Origin of the sequence: Halopiger aswanensis, from assembly GCF_003610195.1 — an archaeon.
Taxonomy (GTDB): Archaea; Halobacteriota; Halobacteria; order Halobacteriales; family Natrialbaceae; genus Halopiger; species Halopiger aswanensis.
Map to the genome: position 1 here is coordinate 339,711 of NZ_RAPO01000003.1, position 13,022 is coordinate 352,732.

A 13,022-nucleotide genomic window follows, 5' to 3' on the forward strand; every position below is an offset into this window, starting at 1 on the left:
CGTCACTACCGACGCCACCAATGACGCGATCACCACCGAACCGGTCGACTCGAGGACCGGACTCCGTTCACGTTCCGACCGACGCGACCAGCGACCTCGAGCGCGAGACCTTCCGCGAGCAAACCGGGTCGGAAACCGACCCCGCGAGCGTTCGGCGATCGAACGTCGCCGCGGCGACGGCCGTCGCCGAGACGCTGCGGACGACGCTGGGACCGAACGGGCGACACAAGATGCTCGTCGGGCGCAACGGGCGGGTCGTCGTCACGAACGACGGCGCGAACGTCCTGAAGAGCCTGGAGATCGCCGATCCCGTCGCTCGAGCGGTCGTCGACGTCGCCGAGGCGCAGGCGGCGGCCGTCGGCGACGGGACGACGACGGCCGTGCTGCTGACCGGCGCGTTGCTCGACGCGGCCGCCTCGCTGCTCGAGGACGGACTCCATCCGACGACCGTCGTCGCCGGCTACGGAACGGCGGCCCGGGACGCTCGAGAGCGACTCGCGGAGTACGAGACTGCAGTCGACCGCGGCGACGACGAAACCCTGCGAGCCGTCGCGCGCACCGCCGCCACGAACGACTGGGACGACGCGTCGATCGATCGGTTCGCCGACCTCGCCGTGTCGGCGGCTCGAGCGGTCGATTTCGAGACGGAATCGATCGCGCGAAAATCCTACGCCGGTGCGCCGCTCGAGGCGTCGGAACTGATCGACGGCCTGGTGATCGATCTGGACGCGTCGTCGACGACGATCGAACGCGACCGCGACGGGCGGACTCGCACCGCCGATCGCTCGGTGACGGACGCCCGCATCGCACTCGTCAGTCACGAAATCGGCGTTCAGGAGGCTGACGCGGTAACGACGCCGACGATAACTACACCCGACGAGCTCGAGACACTCCGCGAGTCGGAACGCGAGGAGCGCTCGCGGGTCGTCGACCGCCTCCGGGACCGTAGCGTCGACGTCCTCGTCTGCCAGCAGTCCGTCGACGAGCGAATCCGCGAAGCCCTCGAGCGCGAGGGAATCGTCGTCGCGGAGCGGACGCGGCAGGACGAGTTCGACGCCCTCGCGGCGGCGACGGGAGCGCGAGCGGCGTACTCGATCGCGGATCTGGATCGGCAGGCGACCGGCCGCGCAGAAACGGTCGAGCGGCGCACGATCGGTTCGAATCCGGTCCTCGTCATCGCGGGCTGTCCGAGCAACGAGCATGCGTCCCTGCTGCTCCGGGGCGGCACGCCGCAGGTCGCCGATGAGACCCGACGGATCATCGACGACTGTCTCGCCGTCACCGCGTCGGTCGCTCGAGACGGGGGTGTCGTTCCCGGCGGCGGCGCAACCCCGATGGCACTGGCGCAGGACCTCTCACAGCGGGCGCGCCGGTTCGACGAGCGGGAACAACTCGCCGTCGACGCGTTCGCGACGGCGCTCGAGTCGATTCCGCGGACGCTAGCGAGAAACGCCGGCCGCGATCCGATCGACGTCGTGACCGAACTCCGAGCTGAGCACGCTTCGGGCCGGTCTGCGGCCGGGGTTGACACGAACGGCGGGGTTGCAGATATGGTGGAAACCGGCGTCCTCGAGCCGCGGGCCGTTCTGGATCGAACGCTCGCGACGGCGTTCGAAGCGACGGCCGCGATACTCCGGATCGATGCCGTCCTCGCGGAGTCGGCGCAGTCGGTAGCGGACTCCGGCCCGTCGGAAGACGGACACGACCGGGGTCACGAGCACGCGGATTCAGGCGCACGGGCGAGCACCGACGGCTATCCCTGGGCGATCGGACACTGACCACCTCGATATCGAGATCGGGTGACTTTACCACGCAGGCGGGAAACGCGGGTACATGACACTCACCGCCGGCATCGTCGGCTGCGGCACCATCGCCGACGCGTACTGCGAGGCGAACGGCCGCTTCGATAGCTACCGCATCACCGCCTGCGCCGACCTCGAGCGCGAGCGCGCCGAGGCGACGGCCGCCGAGTACGGCCTCGAGGTCCGCTCGGTCGAGGACCTGCTGGCCGATCCGGCCGTCGACATCGCGATCAACCTGACCCCGCCGACGGCCCACGCCGAGGTCATCACGCAGGCGCTGGCGGCCGACACCCACGTCTACACCGAGAAGCCGCTCGCGACCAACCTCGAGGACGCGAAGGCGATTCTCGAGACGGCCGACGAACGCGGCCTCCGCGTCGGTTCGGCGCCCGATACGGTGCTGGGCGCCGGACTTCAGACCGCCCGGGCGGTGCTCGAGGCAGGGCGCATCGGACGGCCGATCGGCGCGACGGCGCACTTGGTGTTCGGCGGCCACGAGTCGTGGCACCCGAATCCGGACCTGTACTATCAGGAAGGCGGCGGCCCGCTGTTCGACATGGGGCCGTACTACGTCGGCGCGCTGATCGCGCTGCTCGGACCGGCCACGAGCGTGACAGGGGCAACTGGACGGGCCTTCGAGGAGCGAACGATCGGGAGCGGCCCCCGAACCGGCGAGACCATCGACGTCGAGGTGCCGACCCACGAGGCCGGCGTCGTCACCTTCGAGAACGGTGCGATCGCGAACCTCCAGCTCAGCTTCGACGCGGTCGGCGGCACGTCGGGTCCGTCGCCGCTGTTCGAACTCTACGGGACCGAAGGGACGCTGCAGCTCCCCGATCCGAACGATTTCGACGGAGACGTTCGCGTCCGCGAGCGCGGCGCCGACGAATTCGAGAGCGTCCAGCACACCCACAGCTACACCGCCGGCCGGGGCGTCGGCGTCGCCGACCTCGCCCGATCGCTGCAGCACGACGACTGGACGCACCGCACCAGCGGCCGGCGTGCGTACCACGCCCTCGAGATCATGGCCGGCGTTCGGCGGGCCGCCGAACGGGAGGAACACGTCGGGCTCGAGAGCGACTGCGAGCGACCGGCGCCGCTGCCGGAGACGTTCCCGGAGTGAGCAGGCGAGATGGAGACACCCCTAGCGGATACCGTCAGGCAAGTTCGACCTGGTCGATACCGCGCTCGAGGTCGGCGCGATCGATCCGGCCGTTGTGAACCATGCGAACGTGGGCGCGAACGAGCCGTTCTACCTCGTCGGAACTGCTCGAGCGGATGCGAAACTGGCAGTTCCCCTCGGAGCACTCGAATTGGTACGGCATACCACGAAAGTGGCTACGTCGGGAGGTAGGGCTACTACTTGCATAGTACAGGGGATAGACTTCCCCGTCTCTCGTCGGCGGGTGGTCGGTCACTCGAACTTCTCGAGCAATCGATCGTAGAAGCCGGGCTCGGCGGCGTCGGCCGTCGCGCGGCCGCCGTTGGTCGCGACCGCCCCGGAATCGCCGTCGCCGGTCCCGTTCTCGGTCGCCAGCTTCTCGACGATCAGCTCCGGCGTCGACCGCGCGAGGTGGTCCTTGACCGGCGAGCGGTTCACCTCGAGTTCGCCGTCGACCAGCCCGACGGCCTCGATGCCGTCGACCGTGACGTCGAAGTCGGCCATCTCGCGGATCTCGCCCGCCAGGTGGGAGACGAAGACGGCCGTCGCGCCGTTCTCCGCTAAGGCCTCGAGGATGCCGGCGATGATCTTCGCGGAGGCGCCGGGCTCGGTGATGCTCTCGAGTTCGTCGACCAGCACGAGCGAGCCCTCGCCACCCTGTGCGAGGTCGGCGAACTCCCGCACCGTCGACTCGAAAGCGCCGGCGTCGAGCGTCCCCTGGGTCTTGGCGTGGTAGTGCAGATCGTCGAACCGGCGCAGTTCGGTGTCCTCGGCGGGGACCGGCAGGCCCATGTGGGCCAGGACGACGACGCTCGCGACCAGATCCAGCGTCGAGGTCTTCCCGCCGCTGTTGACCCCCGAGAGCAGGGCGACGCCCGAGACGTCGTAATCGACGGGGTCGATCGCCTCGAGCGGCTCGTCGAGCAGGGGCGAGCGGCCGCCTTCGATGTCGAAACCGATCTCGTCGTCGGATACGGAAGCGTCCCAGACGAACTCCGGCATCGTGCACTCGAAATCGGCCGCGAACCGGGCGACCGCGAGTTCCACGTCCAACTCGAGGGCCGTCCGGACGAGCCCGCGGGCGCCCTCGCGCTGGTCGGCCAGGTCGGCCGCGAGTTCGCGCTTGAGCCGCCCCGCACGGCGTTCCTTCGCGGCGGTGAGTTCCTCTCGCAGGCGGCTGACGGCGTCTTCGTCGCGCTCCACGGGGAACGTCGGTTCGTCGCCGAAGACGCGGCGCGCGATCTCGGCCTCGCCGGTATCGAGGTCGAGTGCATCGATCAGGTGCTCGCGAGCGGCCTCGACGGCCGCGGCGTACTCGTCGGCCAACTCCCGGGAGAGCAAGGAGTCGACGCCGGCCCCGCGCTCGACTAAGGAGAGGAGGTCCGAGCCTTCGATCGTCACGTCCTCCTCGCGGATCGCGTCCCGGAGCTGGTCGTTCGCGACGCTTTCCGCCGCGCTCGCAGCCGCGTCGAGGTCGTCGACGGCCGTCGTCAGCCGGTCGAGTTCGTCGTCGCCCGCGACGGTGCCGTCGTCCTCGAGTCGCGAGAGGCCGTCCTCGAGCGCTTCGAGGTCGCACTCGGCCTCGAGGTCGGCGGCTCGGTGAACGTCGATCGCCGCGCGCAGCCGGTCGCGGTTCCGCGCGAAGAACGACAGCGGCCGTTCGGGGACGATCTCGGCCGGGTTCTCGAGGGCGTCGGGCCGGACCTGCACGTCGCCCTCGACGGTGACGCCGGCGAACGATTCGTCCAGGGCGATGACCGTCGAGTAGCCCCGCGCGAGTTCGGCCAGTCCCTGCGCGTCCTCGACAACCTCGACGGAGAGTTCGGGAATCGCCGCTTTCGCTTCCGAATAGCGTTCGGCGTCGGTCGTCGCCAGACAGCGCTCGCGCACCCGCACGTCGCCCGGCTGTCGGAGGGGTTCGACCCCCTCGAGCGCCGCGAGCACGTCGGGGTCGGGCTCGCGCTCGAGGGCCTCGCGGGCGAACTCCCGGACCTCCTCGATGCGCGATCGGCAGGGGCTCGGATAGATCGTCTCGAGGCGCTGGGCAGCGTAGTCGGTGACCGTCCGTTGCTTGAGGAGGCCGAGGACCTCGCGGTAGATCTCTCTGGCGCGGTCGGTCGCGAGGAAGCCGCCGGGATCGTCGTGTTCGTGGCGGATCGCGCCGCGCGCGATGCGGGCGGCCCGGCCCTGGCTGATCCCGGGTGCGGTCGCGATCGTCGCGACGTCGCCCGCGCGCAACGCTCGCTCGGGATCGTCGAGTTCCGACAGCGCCCGAGCGGTCTTTTCGCCCACGCCCGGGATCGACTCGAGGTCCATTGCTTCTCGACGGTCGTATCCAACCGAAGCGAGAAAAAGTTCCCGCCCGGGTTTTACGGCGGCGGCGTGGTACCGTTCCGCATGCCGACCGACGCGCTCGAGTACCACGAGCGGACGAAACACTCGCCGCGAAGCGTCCGCGAGGGCGCGAGCGGGCTGAACTTCGACAACAAGCCGCGGCCGTACAAGGCGTATATCGACCTGCCGACGAAACCCCTCGCGGATCGCATCCGGCCGCCCCAGCAGCCGGCGCTGTCGGCGATCGCCGAGTCAACGCCGGACGGCGACCCGGTGCGCGAGAAGCCGACGCTCGAGACCGTCACCGCCCTCTGTTATTACGCGGCTGGCATCACGAAGGCCATCGAGCGCCGCGGCCGTACCCACCTGTTCCGCGCCGCGGCGACGACCGGCGCGCTCTACCACGTCGATCTGTACGTCGTCTGCGGCGACCTCGAGGATCGAGGAGACGATGCGACTCGAGTGGAATCCGGCCTCGCGGCCGGCGTCTACCACTTCGATCCGCGAACCCTGTCGCTGGACGTGCTCCGCGAGGGCGACTACCGCGGCGTGCTGGCCGCCGCGACCGAGCACGACGCCGTCGCCGACGCGCCGCTGTCCATCGTCGCCACGTCGACGTGGTGGCGCAACGCCTGGAAGTACGAGGAGCGGACCTTCCGCCACGCCTTCTGGGATTCGGGGACGACGCTCGCGAACCTGCTGGCGGTCGCCCACGCGCTGGACTACCGCGCCGAGGTCGTGACCGGGTTCGCCGACGAGCCCGTCGCCGACCTGCTCGGCGTCGATCCCGAGCGCGAGGCGCCCCTCGAGATCGTGCCGATCGGCTCGGGGTCCAGCGCCGGCGATCCGTCCGACGAGACGCCCGACCTCGAGCCGATCGATCCCGACACGGAACCACTCTCGCCGACCGAGCGGGAGTTCGCGCTGATCCACGAGGCCTGGCGCGCCGGGACGCTCGAGGACGGCGCCAGCGCCGAGCGGTGGCGCAGCGTCCGTTCGGACGGCCCGATCGGCCGCCGCGATCCGGGCAACGGCGAGCGCATTGCCCTCGAGCCGGTCGACTCTGAGACGGCCTCGAGTCGGCCGCTCCACCGGACGATCCGCCGGCGCGGCTCCTGTCGCGAGTACGCCCGCGAGTCGATCAGCTTCCGCAAGTTGTCGACCGTCCTCGATCGCGCCGTGCGGGGCGTTCCGATGGACGTTCGCCCCGCCGACGCGCCGCCGCTGTCGTTCGTCGACCCCTACCTGCTCGTCACCGCCGTCGACGGCCTCGAGCCCGGTACCTACCACTACCACCCGGCCGCGGGAGAACTCGAGCGGCTCCGGAGCGGCGAGTTCCGACGGGAAGCGAGCCACCTCGCGTTAGACCAGCGGCTGGGCGGCGACGCCGCGGTCTGTCTGTACTTTCTGACCGATCTCGAGGCGATCACCGACGCGATAGGCGATCGCGGCTACCGCGTTGCACAACTCGAGGCGTCGCTAACTGCGGGCCGGCTCTACCTCGCGACGTACGCACACCGTGATCTGGGCGGTACCGGACTCACTTTCTACGACGACGTCGTGACGGACTTCTTCGCGCCGCGGGCCGCCGGACAGACGCCGCTGTTTCTCTATACGATGGGGCACCCGGCCTGACGCCGCACCGTCGCGGGAACGTCGGTCGATTCGGCCTACGGCACCACGCTGGGCGCTGCTGGACGGAGCGAGCGAGCGGCCGGAACCGGAACCGCCGATATCTGATGCGGAATCGTACTTTTATACGTGTCGGCGTCTCCCTCTCAGACATGCAACCGACGCACGAGTCCGTGCGGGCGGACTCGAGACGACGGTGTCGACCGACGGCTGTCCGGACCGCGACCGACGCTCTCCAGGGGCGAACGCATGGGGTATGAACGACTCGACCTCGCGGTCGATCGGTTCGAACTGCTGCGCACGTACGCCTACGGGCTCTGCATGGGGACGGCGGACGCGCTCCCGGGCGTCTCCGGCGGCACCGTCGCGCTCCTGCTGGGCTTCTACGGGCGGCTGATCGCGGCCGTCACGGCGCTGACGCCGAGCCGAATCATCACCGTCCTTCGGGGGTACCACCCCGATCGGCGAACGAGCGCGCGCGAGGCGCTGCTCGAGCTCGACCTGCAGTTTCTGATCCCGCTGGGCGTCGGGATGGTCACCGCCGTCGTCCTCATCGCCGATATCGTCTCGTCGCTCGCCTCGTCGCATCCGCTCCCGATGTTCGGCTTCTTCACCGGACTGATCGCCGCCTCGGCGGTCACGCTCGGCCGCAGCCTCGAGTTCTCCTCCAGAACCCACGTCGCGGCGGCGATCGTCGGCGCCGGACTCGCGCTGCTGGTCGCCGCCGACCTGGTGTCGCTGCCCGGCAGCGGCCCGGTCGTCATCGCCATCGCCGGCGCGCTCGCCGTCAGCGCGATGATCCTGCCCGGCGTCTCCGGCTCGCTCATCCTGATCCTGCTCGGCCAGTACGTCTTCCTCTCCTCGGAGCTGAGCGCGTTCGTCCACGCCCTCGGCGACGTCGTTCTCGAGGACGGGTCGACGGCGGCCGTCGTCGAGCCCGGAACGACGGTCGTCCTGTTCGTCGTCGGCGGCGTCGTCGGCCTCGTCACGATCGCTCGCGTCGTCCGCGCCGCGCTAGCGCGGCGCCGGAACCTGACGCTCGTCTTTCTGGTGAGCCTCATCGCCGGTTCGGTTCCCGCGCCGCTGCACAACATCGGCGCGGCGCACGCGTGGACCGCCGAGACGATCGCCCTGACGATCGCGTGGGCCGCGTTTGGCGCACTCGCGCTGTTCGCACTCGAGTACCTCGTCGGCGGATTCGATCCGGAGTGATCGGGTCGAAGCGGGTAGCGTGTCGATGAGGGCGGCGAGGCCGTCACTCGAACGCTCAGTCGCCGAAGTCGGCGTCCTCGAAGTTTTCGTTCGCCAGTTCGTCGATCGTGTCCTCGATCTCGTCCCGCTTGTCGTCGTCCAGCTCGTCGACCGCGCCGACGCCGTGGCCGCCGCTTTTGGCCGTCTGCAGGGCGTTCTTGTTCAGGTTGCCGTCCGGATCGACCACGGGAAGTTTGAGGTCCGTGAAGTTCTCCGGCGGAAAGCCCGACGCCGAGAGGATGAAGTGATCAGCGACCTCGCTCAGGTCGTCGGTGTCGAAGTCCTCGAGTTGCGGCTCGTCCCACTCGTCGGTCGTCGTCCCCGAAAAGTCGGGGTCGTGCATCTCGTAGTCGGTCATACTCGACGGTTCGCCGATGCAGCGGATCGATTCCTCCCTTGCGTATTCAACGGCCTCGAGTAGGTGTCGCGGCGATCCAGACGGGGCCGGGCTCTCGACCGGTTCTCTCAGCCCGCGGTAGTAGTAAGTGAACTGACGGAGAAGGGGACCTATGCGCGAAGCGCTCTTGGGAACTGTCGTGGGGCTGTACGTGCTGTGGCTCCTGCTGGTGGTCGTCTTCGTTCTCGGCCGGTACACTCCGGTTCCCCGGTTCGCAGTCGTGCGCTCGAGCGTCGTGATCGGCGCAGCCGTGCTGACCGTCGTGGGCGCCGGAAGACTGGCTCGGACCGGCTATCGGCGACTCGCAGAGTGAAACGCGCCCGTCGCGTCCGTCGAACCGTCGATACCGTTTTTCGACTCGCGGTGCAACGACGAAGCGATGACAGAGCCGACGCTGGTCGTCGTCCGCAACGAGGTCGACTCCGCCTGCGAGTTCCACTGCGACGCCCTCGAGGGGCTCGTTCCGAACGCACAGGCGGTCGACTACCCGGCGGACGAGCGGCCCGACCTCGAGGACGCCGACGGCGTCGTGCTCACGGGCAGCACGGCAGGGGTCTACGAGACCGACGAGTACCCGTGGACCGAGGACCAGAAGCGACTCGTCCGGGAGCTGGTCGATCGCGAGATTCCGACGCTGGGCGTCTGCTTCGGCCACCAGATCGCAAACGCCGCGCTCGGCGGCACCGTCGAGGCCGCCGAGACGACCAGCCGACCGGTCGAAGTGACCTTCGAAGACGGCGACGAACCGCTGTTCGACGGCCTCTCGCCGGTCGTCCCCGCGACTCACGGCGACGTCGTCACCGAACCCGGCGACGAAATGACGGTCATCGCGTCGGCGGACTACTATCGCGCCTTCGCGACGCGCCACCGGACCGCGCCGCTGTGGACGGTTCAGTTCCACCCCGAGTACACCGCCGACCTGCGGGCGCGACTCGAGGCCGATTTCGACTGGACGGAGGACGAACGTAGCCTCGACGACGTGAACGCGACGCGGCTCGTCGAGAACTTTACAGCCATCGTCGCAGAGAGGGGTAACGGCGAGCGATCGGCACCTCTCTAGTCGACGACCTCGACCGTATCGCCCACCCGAATCGCCTCGCCGCGATCGGCCGGCGGCACGCTCGCGATGATCATCAGCGTGTAGTAGTGGTCGAAGGCGTCCGGGTCGGCCCACTCGGGGAACGTCTCCTCGCGCTTTTCGACGAACCGCCGCTGGAACTCCGCGATCGGCTCGCCGGTGTCGGGGTCGCGCTGGGGAACGACGCAGCGACCGCAGGGGGTGACGCCCTCGAGCCGAATCCCCTCGATCTCGAACGCCGGGGCTTCCTCGCCGACGAATCGATCCTCCCAGAACGCCGGGACACCGGAGATTTCGACGTTTGCACGGATACGACGGCGCGCGCCCTCGAGGGTCATCCCGTCGTCGTCGAACCAGGAGACGACTTCCCGAAGCGTGGCCGTGCTGACGACCGACGGCCCCATCTCGCGACGGTCCACGTAGCCGAGCGATCGGTCCCGCTCGAGGGTCACCTCCTCGTCGAAGAAGTCGCCGAACCACGCCTCGGCGCGCTCTCGGTCGCTCTCGGAGTCGAGGGCGAACCGCTGGCGCTCACCGTCGGGCGTCTCGAGGACGAGTTCGCGCGTCGCGGGATCGAAATCGGTCTCTACGTCGTGGACGCGGTCGGTTCGCTTGCCGTTGATGACCTCGCCCTCGTCGTCGAACAGGGCGAACTCGCGATCGTACTCGACGGTGCCGCCCTCGAGGATCGACGCCGACTCGAGATCGATGCCGTCCAGGCCCTTCACGGGGTACACCCTGAGCCGTTCGAGTTGTGCCATTATTGACGAATAGCGGAGCGATCCACGTATAGATGTTCGTTCGAGCAACGTTCAGCGGGCGACATACGACGGGTTTTCAGAAGCACCGTCGCGAATTACCGACCGCGGCCGGGGTCGGAACCAGCGATCGGACGAAGAGAACGAGCGAAATCGCCCGACGGAAGCCGGTCGTCGCTTGCAGGGTACACTACTATCCGGCCGATCCGGGTAGGACCCTTCGATGAGCCACACAGACGACGCCGACGAGGTCAGATCGCTCGAGATCGGCGCAGTTACCGAACTGTTCACCGATGCGACGTTCCCGATGACCACCGACGAGGTACTCGCGGAGTACGCTGACGTCGAGATCGCCTACCCGCGGGAGTCGGATTCGCTCCGGACGGTCCTCGAGACCTCGGGTCACGAGACCTACGAAACTCGGGACGAACTCGAGCTGGCGATCTTAAACGGCGTCAGGCGGGATGCCGTCGGCCGACCGCGGTACAGCGACCGCGGCGACAGTCCCCACGACACCGACGAGCACATGCGGATGCAGCAGTCGTTCTGAACGAGTTGCGTCTTCATCTTCCCACGATTTCACCGCTTCCACACGCATGAGTACCACACAGACCCCACGCGACGCACTGACGGCCGAACTCGAGCGGCTCTACTACATCGAGCAGGAACTCCGCGACGAACTCGAGACGCTGTCGAACGACGTCGCGATCGATACGCTGGACGACCTGCGCGAACTGGAGTGTCGCGAACAACTGCAGTATGCGATCGACAGCCACCGCGAACAGGGCGATCGCCATATCGAGCGGATCGAACAGGCTTTCGATGCGCTCGGCGAGGCTCCCGACACCCGTCGCGTCCCGGAACTCGACGGCCTGATCGCCGACAAAGAGAAGTTCAACAACGTCGTGCTGAACGACGAACTCCGGCCGCTGTTCTACATCGAGACGGTGCTGAAACTCGAGGCGATCGAGTGTACGGCCTACGAGCGGACGATGGGGCTGGCCAGCACGCTCGAGGACGACGCCGGCGACGCGGTCATCGACGCGCTCCGGAAGAATTACGACGACGAGCGGGACCTCCGGTCGGAGATCGACTCGCTGGCCGACGGCGAAGCCGTCGAAACGCTGCTCGCCGCCGGGACGGCCGCCGATCCCGCCGACCGGGCGTCGCTGGATCGCTCACTGTGATCGATGCGTCGCCCGCACTCCCGGCCGTACCGCCGTCACAGAGCCACACCACCACTGCCGCGCGACACCCACACCATCCATGAACGTCGAAACGCTCGAGGACCTGTTCGGATACCAGTTACAGCACGCCTACTACGTCGAACGCACGCACGCCGAACTGCTCGACGAGATGGCGACCGACGCGCCCAGCGACGAACTCGGCGATCGGTTCGCCGCTCACCGCGAGGAAACCGCCCGCCAGATCGAGCGCCTCGAGGACGTCTTCGCGGCGCTGGGTCGCCGGCCGCGGGCCAGCCGCGCGCGCTCGGTCGACGGGCTGGCCGACGCGAGACACCTGCGCGACGATGCCGAGGGCGAGCCGACCGTTCCCGACGACCTCGAACTCGGGCTGCTTGCCGAACGCCTCGAGATCAGGAGCTACGAGACGCTGGTGCGGCTGGCCGGCCGGCTGGCCTACGCCGACGACGTCGTCGAACCGCTCGAGACGACCCTCGCGGAGGAGCGGGCGACGCTGCAGGCGCTCGAGGAACTCGAAACGGAGCTCTCGATCGGCGAGACGATGGCGCTCGAGGAGGCGTAGCAGCCGATACCGTCACCGCCCCGAGTGCGACCCGGTGCGAGCGCGCTCCCCGCTGAACCGATCGTACTGCGCCCGGTACCCCGCACGCCGGCCGATCGGGGCGAGCGCCCCGACGAGCGCGCGCTGGACGGGCAGCGGAATCCGGCCGAAGGCGAAGGCCTCGCGGTACTCGTCGGCGAGCACCGCCAGTTGCAGCGGACCGGGCAGGCCCCAGTCGTTGGTCTTTCCCTCGCGCGCGAGCCCGAACAGCGTCTCGAAGAACGGCCGCATCTCGAGGGCGGGGCGGAGTTCGATCACCGCGTGCAGTTCGTCGGCGCCCTCGTTCCAGATCGTGTGATCCGTTCCGGGAAGCACCGAAAACCGCGTTCCCGGCGTCGCCGTCCACTCGTCGCCGTCGATGCGGACGCCGAGCCGGCCCGACTCGACCGCGATCCGTTCGGCCTGCTTCGGATGGACGTGATCGACCTTCCCGACGCCGAAGCCGCCGGGTTCCAGCCGGTAGTCGAACCGCAGCGCCGCCGGCGTCGCCTCGCGAAAGCGGATTCGTTCGCCCGTTACCGGGTTCGCGATCACGTCGGCGGGGTCGACGTCGGTGTCGCTCGAGGGAATCATGGGTGATCTGCGGGGGACTTCACCGAACCGGCGGAAAAGGGTTCGACCGGAACGTGCCGTATCGAGCCGCTCGCCCGTCTCGCGCGCACCTGCAGGCCCGGCCACTTCGGTCGGGCGGGGTGAAGCGGCAGTGAACTGCAACGACGGACCCGAGACGGCGGGTATCGCCGCCGGGTCCCGAATCGAACGACGGACGACCGCGACGCAGTCGAAATCTCGGACGCCGGAT

Annotated in this window: 14 protein-coding genes; 9 read left to right on the forward strand and 5 right to left on the reverse strand. The window is 68.8% G+C overall.

All coding sequences use genetic code 11. The features are described from left to right. Positions 1-20 precede the first annotated feature (20 nt). Together thsB and ATJ93_RS15620 are read left to right on the forward strand one after the other, a co-directional pair. Entirely contained in the window at positions 21-1,778 is a 1,758-nt protein-coding gene (gene thsB / locus ATJ93_RS15615; RefSeq protein ID WP_120245575.1) for a thermosome subunit beta, read from the forward strand. A 55-nt stretch (positions 1,779-1,833) separates the two neighbouring features. Continuing rightward, positions 1,834-2,925, forward strand: coding sequence for a Gfo/Idh/MocA family protein (locus tag ATJ93_RS15620; RefSeq protein ID WP_120245576.1), 1,092 nt, complete (start codon positions 1,834-1,836; stop codon positions 2,923-2,925). A gap of 34 nt (positions 2,926-2,959) precedes the next feature. Here ATJ93_RS15620 and ATJ93_RS15625 read toward each other — a convergent pair whose 3' ends face one another. Both ATJ93_RS15625 and ATJ93_RS15630 read right to left on the reverse strand, forming a co-directional pair. Next, complete coding sequence (locus tag ATJ93_RS15625) at positions 2,960-3,127, reverse strand: DUF1059 domain-containing protein (RefSeq protein WP_120245577.1); 168 nt, start codon at positions 3,125-3,127, stop codon at positions 2,960-2,962. 89 nt (positions 3,128-3,216) lie between these two features. Further along, the gene (locus ATJ93_RS15630; protein WP_120245578.1) at positions 3,217-5,280 is read right to left on the reverse strand and encodes a MutS-related protein; all 2,064 of its coding nucleotides are present in this window, start codon (positions 5,278-5,280) and stop codon (positions 3,217-3,219) included. 81 nt (positions 5,281-5,361) lie between these two features. On the opposite strand from ATJ93_RS15630, the gene ATJ93_RS15635 reads away from it, so the two are divergent. After that, positions 5,362-6,933: a SagB/ThcOx family dehydrogenase gene (locus tag ATJ93_RS15635; RefSeq protein ID WP_120246028.1), complete on the forward strand. Its 1,572-nt coding sequence runs from the start codon at positions 5,362-5,364 to the stop codon at positions 6,931-6,933. Positions 6,934-7,179: 246 nt separating this feature from the next. Continuing rightward, positions 7,180-8,142 (forward strand): DUF368 domain-containing protein, encoded by a 963-nt coding sequence (locus ATJ93_RS15640; RefSeq protein ID WP_120245579.1) that lies wholly within the window; start codon positions 7,180-7,182, stop codon positions 8,140-8,142. A 55-nt stretch (positions 8,143-8,197) separates the two neighbouring features. On the opposite strand, the gene ATJ93_RS15645 is transcribed toward ATJ93_RS15640, so the two are convergent. After that, a complete protein-coding gene (locus ATJ93_RS15645; protein WP_120245580.1) occupies positions 8,198-8,539 on the reverse strand; it encodes a hypothetical protein in 342 nt (113 codons plus the stop codon). Between the two features lie 151 nt (positions 8,540-8,690). Between ATJ93_RS15645 and ATJ93_RS15650 the strand changes: the two genes are divergently transcribed. Both ATJ93_RS15650 and ATJ93_RS15655 read left to right on the forward strand, forming a co-directional pair. Next, entirely contained in the window at positions 8,691-8,891 is a 201-nt protein-coding gene (locus tag ATJ93_RS15650) for a hypothetical protein (protein ID WP_120245581.1), read from the forward strand. A 66-nt stretch (positions 8,892-8,957) separates the two neighbouring features. Next, a complete protein-coding gene (locus ATJ93_RS15655; protein ID WP_120245582.1) occupies positions 8,958-9,638 on the forward strand; it encodes a type 1 glutamine amidotransferase in 681 nt (226 codons plus the stop codon). Here ATJ93_RS15655 and ATJ93_RS15660 read toward each other — a convergent pair. Then, positions 9,635-10,417: an MOSC domain-containing protein gene (locus ATJ93_RS15660; protein WP_120245583.1), complete on the reverse strand. Its 783-nt coding sequence runs from the start codon at positions 10,415-10,417 to the stop codon at positions 9,635-9,637. The two genes, ATJ93_RS15655 and ATJ93_RS15660, sit on opposite strands and share 4 nt — an antisense overlap. A gap of 220 nt (positions 10,418-10,637) precedes the next feature. Between ATJ93_RS15660 and ATJ93_RS15665 the strand changes: the two genes are divergently transcribed. The 3 genes from ATJ93_RS15665 to ATJ93_RS15675 all read left to right on the forward strand — a co-directional run bounded on the left by ATJ93_RS15665 (position 10,638) and on the right by ATJ93_RS15675 (position 12,181). Next, on the forward strand, positions 10,638-10,964 hold the full coding sequence (locus ATJ93_RS15665) for a DUF5789 family protein (RefSeq protein ID WP_120245584.1): 327 nt from the start codon (positions 10,638-10,640) through the stop codon (positions 10,962-10,964). Between the two features lie 46 nt (positions 10,965-11,010). Continuing rightward, positions 11,011-11,601, forward strand: a complete 591-nt coding sequence (locus ATJ93_RS15670) for a YciE/YciF ferroxidase family protein (RefSeq protein ID WP_120245585.1) — start codon at positions 11,011-11,013, stop codon at positions 11,599-11,601. A 79-nt stretch (positions 11,602-11,680) separates the two neighbouring features. Continuing rightward, the gene (locus ATJ93_RS15675; protein WP_120245586.1) at positions 11,681-12,181 is read left to right on the forward strand and encodes a YciE/YciF ferroxidase family protein; all 501 of its coding nucleotides are present in this window, start codon (positions 11,681-11,683) and stop codon (positions 12,179-12,181) included. 12 nt (positions 12,182-12,193) lie between these two features. Here ATJ93_RS15675 and ATJ93_RS15680 read toward each other — a convergent pair whose 3' ends face one another. Then, on the reverse strand, positions 12,194-12,793 hold the full coding sequence (locus ATJ93_RS15680; protein WP_120245587.1) for a cupin domain-containing protein: 600 nt from the start codon (positions 12,791-12,793) through the stop codon (positions 12,194-12,196). Positions 12,794-13,022 lie beyond the last annotated feature (229 nt).